Annotated in this window: 12 protein-coding genes; 3 read left to right on the top strand and 9 right to left on the bottom strand. The window is 63.9% G+C overall.

The genetic code is table 11. The features are described 5' to 3' along the window. Positions 1 to 112: 112 nt before the first annotated feature. Positions 113 to 1,459: a metalloprotease PmbA gene (pmbA, locus tag J4P02_RS19815; protein ID WP_426193335.1), complete on the bottom strand. Its 1,347-nt coding sequence runs from the start codon at positions 1,457 to 1,459 to the stop codon at positions 113 to 115. Between the two features lie 108 nt (positions 1,460 to 1,567). On the opposite strand from pmbA, the gene yjgA reads away from it, so the two are divergent. Beyond that, positions 1,568 to 2,089, top strand: a complete 522-nt coding sequence (gene yjgA, locus J4P02_RS19810) for a ribosome biogenesis factor YjgA (RefSeq protein ID WP_426193333.1) — start codon at positions 1,568 to 1,570, stop codon at positions 2,087 to 2,089. A gap of 48 nt (positions 2,090 to 2,137) precedes the next feature. Here the strand turns inward: yjgA and tldD are convergent, their stop codons facing one another. From tldD to mreB, 8 genes are all read right to left on the bottom strand, one after another. After that, entirely contained in the window at positions 2,138 to 3,580 is a 1,443-nt protein-coding gene (gene tldD, locus J4P02_RS19805; RefSeq protein WP_426193331.1) for a metalloprotease TldD, read from the bottom strand. Positions 3,581 to 3,606: 26 nt separating this feature from the next. Further along, complete coding sequence (locus J4P02_RS19800) at positions 3,607 to 4,446, bottom strand: carbon-nitrogen hydrolase family protein (RefSeq protein ID WP_426193329.1); 840 nt, start codon at positions 4,444 to 4,446, stop codon at positions 3,607 to 3,609. Between the two features lie 58 nt (positions 4,447 to 4,504). Then, complete coding sequence (locus tag J4P02_RS19795; RefSeq protein ID WP_426193327.1) at positions 4,505 to 8,311, bottom strand: YhdP family protein; 3,807 nt, start codon at positions 8,309 to 8,311, stop codon at positions 4,505 to 4,507. 75 nt (positions 8,312 to 8,386) lie between these two features. Further along, entirely contained in the window at positions 8,387 to 9,844 is a 1,458-nt protein-coding gene (gene rng, locus J4P02_RS19790; RefSeq protein WP_426193325.1) for a ribonuclease G, read from the bottom strand. Between the two features lie 56 nt (positions 9,845 to 9,900). Beyond that, entirely contained in the window at positions 9,901 to 10,506 is a 606-nt protein-coding gene (locus J4P02_RS19785; RefSeq protein ID WP_426193323.1) for a Maf family protein, read from the bottom strand. A gap of 42 nt (positions 10,507 to 10,548) precedes the next feature. Continuing rightward, a complete protein-coding gene (gene mreD, locus J4P02_RS19780) occupies positions 10,549 to 11,040 on the bottom strand; it encodes a rod shape-determining protein MreD (protein WP_426193321.1) in 492 nt (163 codons plus the stop codon). Further along, a complete protein-coding gene (gene mreC, locus J4P02_RS19775) occupies positions 11,041 to 12,132 on the bottom strand; it encodes a rod shape-determining protein MreC (RefSeq protein WP_426193658.1) in 1,092 nt (363 codons plus the stop codon). It lies immediately after the preceding gene. Between the two features lie 142 nt (positions 12,133 to 12,274). Further along, positions 12,275 to 13,312, bottom strand: a complete 1,038-nt coding sequence (mreB, locus tag J4P02_RS19770; RefSeq protein WP_002555108.1) for a rod shape-determining protein MreB — start codon at positions 13,310 to 13,312, stop codon at positions 12,275 to 12,277. A gap of 211 nt (positions 13,313 to 13,523) precedes the next feature. On the opposite strand from mreB, the gene gatC reads away from it, so the two are divergent. Both gatC and gatA read left to right on the top strand, forming a co-directional pair. Beyond that, positions 13,524 to 13,811 carry an Asp-tRNA(Asn)/Glu-tRNA(Gln) amidotransferase subunit GatC gene (gene gatC, locus J4P02_RS19765; protein ID WP_426193319.1) on the top strand — a complete coding sequence of 96 codons (288 nt, stop codon included), beginning with the start codon at positions 13,524 to 13,526 and terminating at the stop codon, positions 13,809 to 13,811. A 16-nt stretch (positions 13,812 to 13,827) separates the two neighbouring features. Continuing rightward, on the top strand, positions 13,828 to 15,279 hold the full coding sequence (gene gatA, locus J4P02_RS19760) for an Asp-tRNA(Asn)/Glu-tRNA(Gln) amidotransferase subunit GatA (protein ID WP_426193317.1): 1,452 nt from the start codon (positions 13,828 to 13,830) through the stop codon (positions 15,277 to 15,279). Positions 15,280 to 15,282: the final 3 nt, after the last annotated feature.

The following is a 15,282-nucleotide window of genomic DNA, read 5'->3' as shown; positions in this document are numbered from 1 at the left end:
GCGAATTCTGTTCTGCTTTTTCGGGAGTCCGCGGGCCTGTTCCCGGAGGAATTGCGGGCATAAAAAAACGCGCCACCTTTGAGGGTGGCGCGTCTTTTTCAAGCCGCGGCTATCAGCTGCCGGCGACCGTCATGCGCTCGATCAGCACCGAGCCGGTGCGAATATTACTGCGCAGTTCCAGGTCACTGCCCACCGCGACGATCTGCTTGAACATGTCGCGCAAGTTCCCGGCAATGGTCACTTCCTGCACCGCGAACTGGATCTCGCCATTCTCGACCCAGAAGCCCGCCGCGCCACGGGAGTAATCCCCGGTGACCATGTTCAAGCCATGGCCCATCAGCTCGGTCACCAGCAGGCCACGGCCCATGCGCCGCAACAGCGCCGCCTGGTCTTCATCGCCGTGGGTGACGAACAGGTTGTGCACGCCGCCGGCGTTGGCGGTGCTCGGCATGCCCAGCTTGCGTCCGGAATAGGTGCCCAGCACATAGGACACCAGCTCACCATCCTTGACGAACGGCTTGGCGTAGGTCGTCAGGCCATCGCCGTCGAACGCCGAGCTGCCCATGGCGCGCAGCAGATGTGGGCGCTCATCGATGGTCAGCCACTGGGGAAAGAGCTGCTGGCCCAGGGCGCCTTCGAGGAAGGACGACTTGCGATACAGATTGCCGCCGGAAATCGCTCCCAGGAAACTACCGAACAGACCACCGGCCAGCTCTGCGGAAAACAGCACCGGCACTTCGCAGGTCGGCACCGGGCGTGCACCCAGGCGGCTGGCAGCCCGCTGCGCCGCGCGCTGACCGATGCTGGCCGGGTCCGCCAGCAACTGGCCCTGACGATTGACGTCATACCAGTAATCGCGCTGCATCTGGCCATCGGCCTCGGCAATCATCACGCAGCTGAGGCTGTGGCGCGTAGAGGCATAACCACCGATAAAGCCATGGCTGTTGCCATACACCCGGCAGCCTTGATGGGTGCTGAGGGTGGTGCCGTCGGCATTCTTGATCCGGCTGTCGGCGGCAAAGGCCGCGGCCTCACAGGCCAGTGCCTGCTCGATGGCCTGCTCCGGGGTGATGTCCCAGGCATGGAACAGGTCGAAGTCCGGCAAATCCCTGGCCATCAGCGAGGCGTCGGCCAGGCCCGAGGCTTCATCCTCGGAGGTGTGCTTGGCGATTGCCAGGGCCGCGGCCACGGTTTCCCGAATGGCCTCCGGACCACTGGCAGAAGTGCTGGCCGAACCCTTGCGCTGACCCACATAGAGGGTGATGCCAAAGCCCTGGTCGCGGTTGAACTCCACGGTCTCCACTTCGCGCTGGCGCACCGAAGTCGACAACCCCTGCTCCAGCGATACCGCCACCTCACAGGCGCTGGCACCCTGGCGCTTGGCCTCGGCGACGATCTGCTCGACCTGCTCCTGCAGAGCCGGCAACGCCTGTGGACCGACGCTTTGTACTGCACTCATGCTGTTCTCCACTCAAATTCTGCTTTCGATTAAGGCCGGCGAGCGACCGGGCCGGACAAGCGGCCCTCGACTGGTTATCATGGCGGCGTTTCTTTGCGGACTGCCACCATGGTTGATTCTTACGACGACTCCCTCGATGGGGAGAAAAGCAAATCCCAGGTCAAACGCGAGCTGCATGCTCTGGTTGATCTCGGCGAGCGCCTTACCACCCTCAAGCCCGACCTGCTGAACAAACTGCCCCTGACCGACGCCCTGCGCCGGGCCCTGGCGGATGCGCCCAAGCACGTCGCCCATATCGCCCGAAAGCGCCACCTGCAGTTCATCGGCAAGCTGATGCGCGACCAGGACACCGACGCGATTCTGCAACTGCTCGACCAGCTCGACGCCTCCACCCGGCAATACAACGAACGCTTCCATAACCTGGAGCGCTGGCGTGACCGCCTGATCGGAGGTGGCGATGACGTCCTGGAAAAGTTCGTCAGCGAATACCCGGAAGCCGATCGCCAGCAACTGCGTTCGCTGATCCGTCAGGCTCAGCACGAGGTGGCCCATAACAAGGCGCCAGCCTCCAGCCGTAAAATCTTCAAGTACATCCGCGAGCTCGACGAGACCCAACGCGGCCTGCGTTGACTCTCGCCCGGGTGAGTTGCCCAGCAGCTCACCCGCGCCCTCCTCCTCTTAGGCTCCAGTGCCACCCACGGTGATCGCATCGATCTTCAGGGTCGGCTGGCCAACGCCCACTGGCACCGACTGCCCATCCTTGCCGCAGGTTCCCACACCGCTGTCCAGGGACAGGTCGTTGCCCACCATCGACACCCGGCTCATGGCTTCCGGGCCGTTGCCGATCAGGGTCGCACCCTTGACCGGGGCGGTGATCTTGCCGTCTTCGATCAGGTAGGCCTCGCTGGTGGAGAACACGAACTTGCCGCTGGTGATGTCCACCTGGCCACCGCCGAGGTTGGCGCAGTAGATGCCCTTCTTCACCGAGGCGATGATTTCCGCTGGGTCGCTTTCACCACCCAGCATGTAGGTGTTGGTCATGCGTGGCATCGGCAGGTGCGCATAGGATTCGCGACGACCATTGCCAGTGCGGGCCACGCCCATCAGCCGGGCGTTGAGCTTGTCCTGCATGTAGCCCTTGAGCACACCGTTCTCGATCAGGGTGGTGCACTGGGTCGGCGTGCCTTCGTCGTCCACGCTCAGGGAACCACGGCGCCCGGCCAGGGTGCCGTCGTCGACGATGGTGCACAGCTTGGAGGCCACCATTTCACCCATGCGGCCGCTGTAGGCCGAGCTGCCCTTGCGGTTGAAATCGCCTTCCAGGCCATGGCCCACGGCTTCGTGCAGCAGCACCCCGGACCAGCCCGGGCCCAGCACCACCGGCAAAGTGCCGGCCGGCGCCGGAATCGCTTCCAGGTTGACCAGGGCCTGGCGCAGGGCTTCCCGGGCATAACCCATGGCCCGGTCCTCGCTGAGGAAATAACGGTAGTCGGTACGCCCGCCACCGCCGTGGCCACCGCGCTCGCGCCGGCCGTTCTGCTCGACGATGACGCTGACATTGAAGCGCACCAGCGGCCGTACATCCGCCGCCAGGCCGCCATCAGTGGACGCCACGAGGATTCGCTCCCAGACCCCGGCCATGCTCACGCTGACCTGCTGGATGCGCGGGTCCAGGGCGCGAGTGGCAGCGTCCACGCGCTTGAGCAGCTCGACCTTCTCGGCGCGGCTGAGCACTTCCAGGGGGTTGTCCGGGGCATACAACTGCGCCACGTCCTGGGTCGAGAACGCCTGCACGGTGCCATTCTGCCCGGCCCGGGAAATCGAACGGGCGGCGCGAGCGGCGAGGCCCAGGGCCTCCAGAGTGATGGCGTTGCTGTAGGCAAAACCGGTTTTTTCACCGGACTGGGCACGCACCCCAACCCCTTGGTCGAGGTTGAAGCTGCCTTCCTTGACGATGCCGTCTTCCAGGGACCAGGACTCGGAAATCTGCCCCTGGAAATACAGGTCGGCAGCATCGATGCCCGGGCCGGCCAGATCCCCCAGCACGCCCTGCAGGCTGTCGATGGTCACGCCGCCCGGGGCTAGTAGATGTTCACTGACTGAGGACAACAAACCGCTCATATGCTTTGGCCTTAAATTCGTCGTACTTATGCAAGCCGTTGGACGCCTTGCGAGAAAATGCGCCGGTGACTGACCACCGGCATCCGCGCCCGAATGGACGCCTGTTCACTGCTGTCGCGCTCGGCCAGCAGCACGCCCTCACCCTGATCCTGCTCCGCCAACACGCGCCCCCAGGGGTCGACGATGGCCGCATGGCCAAAGGTTTCCCGCGGGCCGGGGTGCACCCCGCCCTGGGCCGCCGCCAGCAGGTAGCACTGGGTTTCGATGGCCCGGGCGCGTATCAGCACCTCCCAGTGGGCGGCACCGGTCACTGCGGTAAAGGCCGAGGGCGCGGTAATCAGCTCCGCACCGGCGGCGCGCAATTCGCTGTACAGCTCGGGGAAACGCAGGTCATAGCACACCGTCAGCCCCAACCGGCCTACCGGCGTATCCGCCACCACCACGCGGTTTCCATGAGCATAGTCATCGGATTCGCGATAGCGTCCGCGATTGTCCGCCACATCGACATCGAACAGATGCAGCTTGTCGTAGCGCGCCACACACTGCCCCTGGTCGTCCACCAGCAGCGAGCAGGCATTGGACTTGGCCTCGGGCTGATCCTCGGGCGGCAACGGCAAAGTGCCGGCGACAATCCATAACCTGAGGTCGCGGGCGGTCTGTTTCAACCAGGGCAAGATCGGGCCTTCGCCCAGGGCTTCGGCACGACCGATGGCGGCCATGTCGCGGCGGCCCATGGCGGCGAAGTTTTCCGGCAGCACCGCCAGCCTGGCGCCGCCGGCGGCGGCTTGTTCGAGCAGGCGGCGGGCCTGCGCCAGATTGGCCGGAATATCGCTCTGGCTGACCATTTGGATCACCGCAAGAGACATGGCGTGCTCCGTGTTGGGTAGGCCGCCATGCTACTCCATAGGTGCGAGTCGGGGAGGGTCAAAACGGTTTGTCGAAGGTGATTTTCGGCTCTTTCCACGGGCCCTTGACGTTGTACTTGACGCTGGCGAAGCGCGACACCTTGTCGCCGATCAGCTTGTCGATCAGGAACAGCGCCCCACCCACCGCTGGCGCACCGACGATCAGCGCGGCAATCGGCAGGTTGTTGGTCACCGGCAGGGTCACCAGCAGCTTGGCGTCCACCTGGTCGGCCACCATGTCCAGGGTGCCATTGAGCTCCAGATTGCTCGACGGACCGGTGAGGGTGATCGGCTCACGGGTGACGTACACCCCCTCGCTCGCCGCCAGTACGCCGCGCACCCGGTCATAGCTCAGGCCCTTGCCGAACAGGTCGGAGAAGTCCAGGCGCAAGCGCCGGCCAATGGAGTTGAAGTTGAGCAGGCCAAACACCCGCAACGCCTGGGCGCTGCCTTCGACCTCGACGAACTGACCCTTGCGCAGGGTCGCGTCCAGGCTTCCGGAGAAACGCTTGAGGCCGACCCAAGCCGGCGAGCCAGGCCAGCGACCATCGACATCCAGGTGAAACTCTTCGCTGGTAACGGTGGGCGCAAAGCCCCAGCCCTTGAGCACATCGGCCAGATTCTTGCCGCCGATCCGCCCGCGGTACCAACTGCTGCTGGCACCGGCCTGGCCTTCCCAACCACCCTCGCCCTGCAACTGCATGCCCTTGAGGCCCAGGTCCAGGCCATTGAAGACCATGCCCTTGGCGGTCGGCCGCACCTTCAGCGCCCAACGGCCGACCAGGTCCGGGCCCTGGAACAGCTGCTCGATGGCGATATCCAGCGGCGGCACGTTCTTGGGGTCCACCGAGGCCAGCGGATCGGGGGCATTGTCATCGGCCTGAGCTGCCGGATCAGCAGCCGGCAGGCGCACATACTGCATATTGATTGCCATCGGCGCGGTCTTGGCATCGGGAATGGCCACCTGGCCCTTGGCCTGCTGGCTGTCGATCTTCAGGTCCCAGGCCGCAGGCTGGCGGGTCAGCAACAGGCTGACCGAATCCAGGCGAGTACCGAAAGCGCTGAGCTTGCCCACCTTGAAGTCGGCGCTGCTGAGCAGTTGCTTGGCACTGCCTTCCGGGTCCTTGCCGGCATAGCGATCCACCAGGGCTTTCCATGGCTCCACATCCAGCTCGGAGAGCACGCCCCGCACCCGCAGCCCCTTGGCCGTCGGCAGCTGGGCCGCGCCATCACCGAGAAACAGCTCGCCACGGCCCTCGGTCAACTTGCCGGCGGGGGCGGCCAGGGTGAAGTCCGCCAGCTCGCCATAGTTGAACCAGTAACGCCGCTCGGGCCCTTGCAGGGTCATGCGGAACACGCTGTTGCGCCCGCTGCTGGCGGCCATGCCGAACGGCGCCGGTAGGTCCACCGCCACCCCCTTGAGGCTGGAACTGACCATCAGTTGGCTATCGGCCCCGTCCAGGTTCAGTTGCAACTGATAGGGCAACTCGCCAGACACCGGCAACGACTGGCCTACCTGCAGCCAGTCGCTGAGCTTCTTGATCGACACCTGCCCCTTGGCCACTACCCGGGTGCTGGGCTTGCCAGGCTTACTGGCGGCAATGATCTGCGCCGTCACTGGCCGTTCGAAAGCCTGGGCACTGATGCCCTCGCCGCTCAGGCCACGGGTGCTGTCGAAGCGGAAATTGCCCTTGAGCTGGGTCAGCTCCAGCGCCGGCTCACTGAGTTTGAGGCGCGCCTTGTCGGTCTTGAAATCCACCAGGATCTTCGGCTCTTCGCCCTTGACCAGGGGAATGTCCAGCTCCAGCTTGCCCTGCAACTCGCCCTCGCCCTGCCAGCCGGCAAAGGTCGCGCCGGTACCGATCGGCGCTTCCTGGAGAATCTTCACCCCATCCGCCAGGCCACCGGCAAATTCTCCGTCGATGTACATATGGTTGCTGTGGCCGCTGGCGGCGTGGGGAATATTGACGAAAACATCCCGCACCTTGGTGTCCAGCAACTGCCCCTTGCTGGCGACAATGCGCACGCCGCTGTCCTCGACAAACACATCGCCATCGACCTTGGTCAGGTGCGGCCAGCCAGGCTGGAACGCCAGTTCGGCGTCATGCACCTTGAAGAACAGGCTGATGCTGCGCGCAGCCTCGACAGCGTCATGGTTCAACGACCCCTGGTACTGGAAGAAGCCTTCATCCACCGCTCCCTTGAGGATCGCCGTACGCAGCCATTCATCCAGCGCGGGGCTGAGCACCTGGGGCAGGTACTTGGCGGTGTAGCGACCGTCGCCCTCGACCAGGCCGACCCGCAGGTCCATGTAGTCTTCCTGGCTGTGGTCGAAATGCAGGCGGATCAGGAAGTCGCCGGCGATCTTGCCTTCTTCCCCCAGCACCTTGAGGTAGGGAGCGATCAGGGTGAAGCCTTGCTGGTCGAGCTTCCAGGTCAGGGTGGCGTTGGCCTGCAGGTACTGCCAGGGCTTGGCGAAGATCGGGAACAGATGCAGGGAAAAGTCCTTGCTGTCCATGCGCAGCTCGCCCTTGCCCAGGTCGCCGCTGATGCTGCCGCTGACATTACGCGCCGCCGGAGCGCCGTGATAGGCGTCGAAACCGACCCGATCGAGATTGGCGGCAAAGCTCAGGCGTTGATCGCCACTGGCCTGGGGCCGGTAGTCGAGCAGCACATTGCGCAGCCCGCCCGTGACCTTCAAGCGGTCGATGGTGGTGGCCAGGCCTTCCGGCAGCGGCGCCAGGGCATCGAGAATCGGCGTGATGGGCGCCAGGTCCAGGCGGTCGGCCTGCAGGTGCCAGAGTTCCTCGGCGCCTTCGCCGGCCTTGCTCTGCTGCAATTGCAGGCGCGACTCCCAGCGGGTCTCGTCAAGGTTCAGGGCCAGGGAATCGAGCTGCACCTGCAAGCCCTGCTCGCTGCGCTGGAAGAAGGCGTTCAGTGCCAAGTTCTTCAAGGTGACCGGACGCCGCTCGGCATAGGCCCCGGTGAACTGCGGTGCATTCAGGCGCAGCGCGGCGCTCTGCACCGAGCCCTGGGCCCAGTTCAGCCACAGCTCGCCGCCGGCCTTGAGCTCGGACACCTTCCATTGCTGGGTCAGGCGCGCCGGCAACCAGCGCGACCAATCGCTTTGCGGCAGGCTCAAGTACAGCTCGGCCTGGGCCTCGCGCCAGGCGTCGGCACGGACTCGCGTACGCAGGCTCATCGCCAGGGGCTGGCCGTCCGGCAGGGTCAGGCGCAGGTCAAGGCGCTGGCGGCTGGGGCCGGTGCGCAGGTTCAGCCCGACATAGGTCAGGGCCACGGGCGCATGGTCCTGGGGCAGCAAGGTGACCTGGCTGTCCAGCAGCGTCAGTTGCGCCACCTGTTGCAGGCGACCGAGCAGTTGCCCGGGGTCCAGCGGCTGCTCGTCCTGTGGCATGGGCAAGCCTTGCAACTGCCATTGGCCGTCCGGGGTCTCCTTGAGGCCCAGGCTCAGGCCGCTGAGTTCGATACGGGCAACCCGAAGGTCGCGAGCCAGCAGGCTGGCGAGCATGTCCGGCGCCACGCTGACTCGGTCCAGGCGCAGGGCATTGGTGCCCTCGCCGACCATCACGTCGTGGGCCAACAGAATGGGTGAAAGCCCGCTCCAGCGCCCTTCCAGGCTGCCAATACGCACCGGCAGGCCCACGGCCTGCTGCACCTTGGCCTCGACCTCGGCCTGGTACTCGGCCACCAGCGGGGTCAGTTCCCGACCCAGGCTGACATACAGGGCAATCAGCACCAGAACCAGCGCACAAAGGCCCAGCCCCCAGCGGGTCAGCGTGGCGAATAGGCGGATCAGCCGCTCCATCTCAGTTGGCTCCCATGGCAGAAGTCATGCAAAAAGCTGAGGCCAGCCGTTTCCACAGAGGTAAAACACAGGGGATCAGAGCAGCACCACGTCGTATTGTTCCTGGGAATACATGGTTTCGACCTGGAACCTGATGGTCCGGCCAATAAAACCTTCCAACTCCGCAACATTGCCCGACTCTTCATCGAGCAGACGGTCGACCACTTTCTGATTGGCCAGCACCCGATACCCTTCTGCCTGATAAGCCCGGGCCTCGCGGAGAATTTCGCGGAAGATTTCGTAACAGATGGTTTCAGGAGTCTTCAACTTGCCCCGTCCCTGGCAACTGCTGCAGGGCTCGCACAGCACCTGCTCCAGGCTTTCCCGGGTGCGCTTGCGGGTCATCTGCACCAGGCCCAGCTCGGTGATGCCAATGATATTGGTCTTGGCGTGATCGCGCTCCAGCTGTTTCTCCAGGGTGCGCAGCACCTGACGGCGATGCTCCTCGTCCTCCATGTCGATGAAGTCGATGATGATGATCCCGCCCAGGTTGCGCAGGCGTAGCTGCCGGGCGATGGCGGTGGCCGCCTCGAGGTTGGTCTTGAAGATGGTTTCCTCAAGGTTGCGATGGCCGACGAACGCCCCGGTGTTGACGTCGATGGTGGTCATGGCTTCCGCCGGGTCCACCACCAGGTAGCCACCGGACTTGAGCGGCACCTTGCGCTCCAGGGCCTTCTGGATTTCATCCTCGACGCCATACAGGTCGAAGATCGGCCGTTCGCCGGGGTAGTGCTCCAGGCGATCGGCGATTTCCGGCATCAGCTCGGCGACGAACTGCGTGGTCTTCTGGAAGGTTTCCCGGGAGTCGATACGGATCTTCTCGATCTTCGGGCTCACCAGGTCACGCAGAGTACGCAGGGCCAGGCCCAGGTCCTCGTAGATCACGCTGGGGGCGCCGATGGTCTTGATCTGGGTGCCGATCTGGTCCCAGAGCCGGCGCAGATAGCGGATGTCCATGAGGATTTCGTCGGCGCCGGCGCCCTCGGCGGCGGTGCGCAAGATAAAACCGCCGGCCTCCTGAATGCCCTCTTGGGCCACGCAGTCGCTGACCACCTGCTTCAGGCGGTCGCGCTCGGCCTCATCCTCGATCTTCAGGGAAATGCCAACGTGGGCGGTACGCGGCATGTACACCAGGTAACGCGAGGGAATCGACAGCTGGGTGGTCAGGCGCGCGCCCTTGGTGCCGATGGGGTCCTTGGTGACCTGCACCACCAGGCTCTGCCCTTCATGCACCAGGGCACTGATGCTCTCCACCGCGGTACCTTCGCGGGTGGAGATTTCCGAAGCGTGGATAAAGGCCGCGCGATCCAGGCCGATATCGACGAAAGCCGCCTGCATGCCCGGCAGCACCCGTACCACCTTGCCCTTGTAGATATTGCCGACAATGCCGCGACGCTGGGTGCGCTCGACATGCACCTCTTGCAGCACTCCGTTTTCAACCACCGCCACCCGTGATTCCATCGGCGTGATGTTGATCAGAATCTCTTCACTCATGGCAGTGTCTCGTTCAGGCGTGTTCATAGAGGGCCGCAACAATGGGGTACGGCGCTTTAGCGCGCTGGAAGGTTTTGCCAACAGGCTATGCCGAATTGGCCGAGCAGTTCTGCGGTTTCGCATACCGGCAAGCCAACCACGGCGGAATAACTGCCATTGAGCCCTGCCACAAACACCGCCGCAAGCCCCTGGATGGCATAACCACCGGCTTTGTCCTGCGGCTCGCCGCTGGCCCAGTAGCGAGCCGCCTCTTGCTGGCCGATGGCGCGAAAGCGCACCAGGCTGCTGACCACCCGTGACTCGCAGCGCTCGCCATCGAGCAGAGCGATGGCGGTCAGTACCTGGTGCTCACGCCCGGAAAGCGCCATCAGCATCGCCTGGGCGTCGGCCTGGTCCAACGGCTTACCGAGAATCTGCCCATCGAGCACCACCGCGGTATCGGCCCCCAGGACACAGGCCGGGGCCCGGGACTCGCTGCTGGTGATCAACGCGCGCCCAGCCGCCGCCTTGCCACGGGCCAGGCGCTCGACATAGGCAGCCGGGGTTTCACCGGCCAAGGGGGTTTCATCGATATCCGCGCTGATGGCGGTAAAGGGCACGCCGATCTGGGTCAGCAGTTCACGACGACGGGGAGAACCAGAAGCGAGGTAAAGCGGATTCATCAGACATCTCCCTGTCCAGGTGCGGGCCAATGCCTGACCGAATTAGTTGATTTTGAAACGTCGACGCAAGCCGCGCAGGCCGAAGCTCACCCAGGGCCATAGCAGCGCACTGACCAGGGCGGGAAGCACCAGGGCCAGGGTCGGCTGGCGGTTGCCGGTCAGGGCACTGAGCCAGAGTTGCACCAGTTGCGCCAGGCCGAAGATCACCAGGATCACCAGGCTTTGCTGCCACATCGGGAACATCCGCAAGCGTTGCTGCAAGGACAGTACGAGGAAGGTGATCAGGGTCAGGATCAGCGCGTTCTGCCCCAGCAGGGTGCCATACAGCACGTCTTCCGCCAGCCCCAGGCACCAGGCGGTGACCATGCCCACCTTGTGCGGCAGGGCCAGGGCCCAGAACGCCAGCAACAGCGCCAACCACAATGGACGGAGGATTTCCATGAACTGCGGCAGCGGCATCACACTCAGCAGCATGCCGATCAGGAAGGTCAGCCAGACAATCCAGCCGTTGCTCGAATAGGTCGTGCCCGCCATTTATTCTCTTCCTCCGGTGCTGGCCGGTGCCGCTGCCGGCGGCTTGCTGGCCACCGGTTTCACCGCAGGCTTGTGAACCGGCTTGGCCGGCGTGTGGGCCGCAGGCTTGGCCGGGGTTGCCGGAGCCGCCGGGGTCGCTGCCGCAGCGGCAGGCGCTGCAACTGCTGGCGCGGTGGCCGGCTTAGGCACAGCGGCCGGCGTGGCATTGCCACTTTGCTGGTCCTGGGCTTCCTGGGCCTGGGCCGCATCGTTGGCGCGCTCTTCGGCGGTGCGTGGGTCACTGAATACCAGCAGCAGATAACGACTGCGATTCAAGGCCGCGGTGGGTACGGCGCGCACAATGGCGAACGGCTGGCCGGAGTCATGGATCACTTCCTTGACCGTGGCCACCGGATAACCCGCGGGGAAACGCTGCCCCAGGCCAGAGCTGACCAACAGGTCGCCTTCCTTGATGTCAGCGGTGTCGGCCACATGGCGCAGCTCCAGGCGCTCCGGGTTACCCGTGCCGCTGGCGATGGCGCGCAGGCCGTTGCGGTTGACCTGCACCGGAATGCTGTGGGTGGTATCGGTCAGCAACAGCACCCGGGAGGTATAAGGCATCAACTCCACCACCTGGCCCATCAGGCCCCGGGCATCGAGCACCGGCTGGCCGAGGAACACGCCGTCGCGTTCGCCCTTGTTGATGATGATGCGGTGGGTGAAGGGATTCGGGTCCATGCCGATCAACTCGGCCACTTCAACCTTCTCGTTGACCAGCGCCGAGGAATTGAGCAACTCGCGCAGACGCACGTTCTGTTCGGTCAGGGCCGCGAGCTTCTGCATGCGCCCCTGCAACAGCAGGTTCTCGGTCTTGAGTTTCTCGTTTTCCGCGACCAGCTCGGTGCGGCTGCCAAATTGACTGGCCACACCCTGCCATAGCCGTTGCGGCAGGTCGGTGATCCAGTAGGACTGCATCAGCACCAGCGACATCTGGCTACGCACTGGCTTGAGCAGTGTGAAGCGGGCATCGACCACCATCAGTGCGACCGAGAGAACGACCAGCACCAGGAGGCGAACGCCTAATGAGGGGCCTTTGGCGAAAAGCGGTTTAATAAGCCGCTCCTCCCAGGCAAATGTTGTGTCTATTCATACGGCATCAACCGGCCTGGATGAAGATTGACAGAAGATAAACGGCCACAGGCAGCACTGCAAAGTGCTGCCTGTGAGCGCAACAGCATAGATGCAACCGGCGAAGTTATTCGCTGGAGAGCAGGTCCATGGTGTGTTTGTCCATCATTTCCAATGCACGGCCACCGCCGCGGGCGACACAGGTCAGCGGGTCTTCGGCGACGATCACCGGCAGGCCGGTTTCCTGGGCCAGCAGCTTGTCCAGGTCACGCAGCAGCGCGCCACCACCGGTCAGCACCAGGCCGCGCTCGGCGATGTCCGAAGCCAGTTCCGGAGGCGATTGCTCCAGGGCGCTCTTCACGGCCTGAACGATGGTGGCCAGCGACTCTTGCAGAGCTTCCAGCACTTCATTGGAGTTCAGGGTGAAGGCACGTGGCACGCCTTCGGCCAGGTTACGGCCGCGTACGTCGACTTCACGCACTTCGCCGCCCGGGTAGGCGGTGCCGATTTCCTGCTTGATGCGCTCGGCGGTGGATTCACCGATCAGGCTGCCGTAGTTGCGACGCACGTAAGTGATGATGGCTTCGTCGAAACGGTCGCCGCCAACCCGTACGGATTCGGCATAGACCACGCCGTTCAGGGAGATCAGAGCGATTTCGGTGGTACCACCACCGATATCCACGACCATCGAACCGCGCGCTTCCTCGACCGGCAGGCCGGCACCGATAGCGGCAGCCATGGGCTCTTCGATCAGGAACACTTCACGGGCACCGGCGCCCAGCGCCGATTCACGGATGGCGCGACGCTCAACCTGGGTGGACTTGCATGGAACGCAGATCAGCACACGTGGGCTGGGCTGCAGAAAGCTGTTTTCGTGAACCTTGTTGATAAAGTATTGCAGCATCTTTTCGCAGACGCTGAAGTCGGCGATCACGCCGTCTTTCATCGGACGAATGGCGGCAATGTTGCCCGGAGTACGACCGAGCATGCGCTTGGCTTCGGTACCAACCGCTACAACACTTTTCTGATTACCGTGGGTGCGAATGGCCACAACCGAGGGTTCATTCAGGACAATACCGCGCTCGCGCACGTAAATAAGGGTGTTGGCAGTGCCCAGGTCAATGGAAAGATCGCTGGAAAACATGCCACGCAGTTTCTTGAACATGGGAAAGGGACCCTAGGCAACGCGTGGGTAAAAAAGTGCGGCAAACTCTAACAACGACAGGGATTTTGGGCAAGGCGCCAATATGTTAAATTGGCCGCTTTTCTGTGCACCAAGCCCCTCGATCGCGGCCGTAAGACCGTAGAAACACGCTGGTGTTCCGACAATCTGACACGCGGATAAAATCCGCTTTTGTTTTCCGCTGGAGAATCCCATGGCGCTCGAACGCTCCGACGTGGAAAAAATCGCTCATTTGGCCAGCATCAAGCTCAATGAAGGCGACCTTCCACATATCACCACCGCGCTGAACAGCATTCTCGGCCTGGTGGACCAAATGCAGGCAGTCGATACCGACGGTATCGAGCCCCTGGCCCACCCTCTGGAAGCCAGCCAGCGCCTGCGCGCAGACGTGGTCACCGAGTCCAATCATCGCGAGGCTTATCAGTCCATCGCACCAGCGGTCGAAAGCGGCCTGTACCTGGTTCCGAAAGTCATCGACTAAAGGGAAAGAGCCTGCAATGCACCATATGACTCTGGCCGAGATCGCCCGCGGCCTCGCCGACAAGAAATTCTCTTCCGTTGAACTGACCCAGGCCCTGCTGGCGCGCATCGCCCAGCTGGACCCGCAGATCAACAGCTTTATCAGCCGCACCGAAGACCTGGCCCTGAGCCAGGCCAAGGCCGCCGACCAGCGTCGCGCCAACGGTGAAAGCGGTGCCCTGCTGGGCGCGCCGATCGCCCACAAGGATTTGTTCTGCACCCAGGGCATTCGCACCAGCTGCGGCTCGAAGATGCTCGACAACTTCAAGGCGCCCTACGACGCCACCGTGGTCGCCAAGCTGGCCGCTGCCGGGGCCGTGACCCTGGGCAAGACCAACATGGACGAATTCGCCATGGGCTCGGCCAACGAATCGAGCTGGTACGGCGCGGTGAAGAACCCGTGGAACCTGGAACACGTGCCCGGTGGTTCGTCCGGCGGTTCCGCTGCTGCGGTTGCCGCGCGCCTGTTGCCGGCCGCCACCGCCACCGATACCGGCGGCTCGATCCGCCAGCCTGCTGCCTTCACCAACCTCACCGGCCTGAAGCCGACCTACGGTCGGGTTTCCCGCTGGGGCATGATCGCCTACGCCTCCAGCCTCGATCAGGGTGGCCCGTTGGCGCGCACCGCCGAAGACTGCGCACTCATGCTGCAAGGCATGGCCGGCTTCGACCCCAACGACTCCACCAGCATCGATGAGCCGGTACCGGACTACAGCGTCGGCCTCAACGCCTCGCTGCAGGGCCTGCGCATCGGCGTGCCGAAGGAATACTTCAGCGCCGGCCTCGACCCGCGCATCGCCGAGCTGATCCACAACAGCATCAAGGAGCTGGAAAAGCTCGGCGCGGTGATCAAGGAAATCAGCCTGCCGAACATGCAGCACGCAATTCCCGCGTACTACGTGATCGCCCCGGCGGAAGCCTCCTCCAACCTGTCGCGTTTCGACGGCGTGCGCTTCGGCTACCGCTGCGAAAACCCGGAAAACCTGCAAGACCTGTACACCCGCTCCCGTGGCGAAGGCTTCGGCAGCGAAGTGCAGCGCCGGATCATGGTCGGTGCCTATGCCCTGTCCGCCGGCTACTACGATGCCTACTACCTCAAGGCGCAGAAGATCCGCCGCCTGGTGAAGAACGACTTCATGAACGCCTTCAACGAAGTCGACATCATCCTCGGCCCGACCACGCCCAACCCGGCCTGGAAGCTCGGGGCCAAGAGCAGCGACCCGGTCGCTGCTTACCTGGAAGACGTCTACACCATCACCGCCAACCTCGCCGGCCTGCCGGGGCTGTCCATGCCCGCCGGTTTCGTCGACGGCTTGCCGGTGGGCGTGCAACTGCTCGCGCCGTATTTCCAGGAAGGCCGCCTGTTGAACGTTGCCCACCAGTATCAGCTCAACACTGACTGGCACACCCGCACCCCAACCGGCTTCTGAGGA

It is taken from the genome of Pseudomonas sp. NFXW11, from assembly GCF_049887815.1.
Lineage (GTDB): Bacteria > Pseudomonadota > Gammaproteobacteria > Pseudomonadales > Pseudomonadaceae > Aquipseudomonas.
Note: the sequence above shows the minus strand (reverse complement) of the source record. Positions and strands in the feature narration are given on the sequence as shown.

Excerpts from the sequence above, each read along its gene's own strand:
- pmbA (WP_426193335.1), bottom strand. The coding sequence starts at position 1,459 with ATGAGTGCAGTACAAAGCGTCGGTCCACAGGCGTTGCCGGCTCTGCAG.
- yjgA (WP_426193333.1), top strand. The coding sequence starts at position 1,568 with ATGGTTGATTCTTACGACGACTCCCTCGATGGGGAGAAAAGCAAATCC.
- tldD (WP_426193331.1), bottom strand. The coding sequence starts at position 3,580 with ATGAGCGGTTTGTTGTCCTCAGTCAGTGAACATCTACTAGCCCCGGGC.
- J4P02_RS19800 (WP_426193329.1), bottom strand. The coding sequence starts at position 4,446 with ATGTCTCTTGCGGTGATCCAAATGGTCAGCCAGAGCGATATTCCGGCC.
- J4P02_RS19795 (WP_426193327.1), bottom strand. The coding sequence starts at position 8,311 with ATGGAGCGGCTGATCCGCCTATTCGCCACGCTGACCCGCTGGGGGCTG.
- rng (WP_426193325.1), bottom strand. The coding sequence starts at position 9,844 with ATGAGTGAAGAGATTCTGATCAACATCACGCCGATGGAATCACGGGTG.
- J4P02_RS19785 (WP_426193323.1), bottom strand. The coding sequence starts at position 10,506 with ATGAATCCGCTTTACCTCGCTTCTGGTTCTCCCCGTCGTCGTGAACTG.
- mreD (WP_426193321.1), bottom strand. The coding sequence starts at position 11,040 with ATGGCGGGCACGACCTATTCGAGCAACGGCTGGATTGTCTGGCTGACC.
- mreB (WP_002555108.1), bottom strand. The coding sequence starts at position 13,312 with ATGTTCAAGAAACTGCGTGGCATGTTTTCCAGCGATCTTTCCATTGAC.
- gatC (WP_426193319.1), top strand. The coding sequence starts at position 13,524 with ATGGCGCTCGAACGCTCCGACGTGGAAAAAATCGCTCATTTGGCCAGC.
- gatA (WP_426193317.1), top strand. The coding sequence starts at position 13,828 with ATGCACCATATGACTCTGGCCGAGATCGCCCGCGGCCTCGCCGACAAG.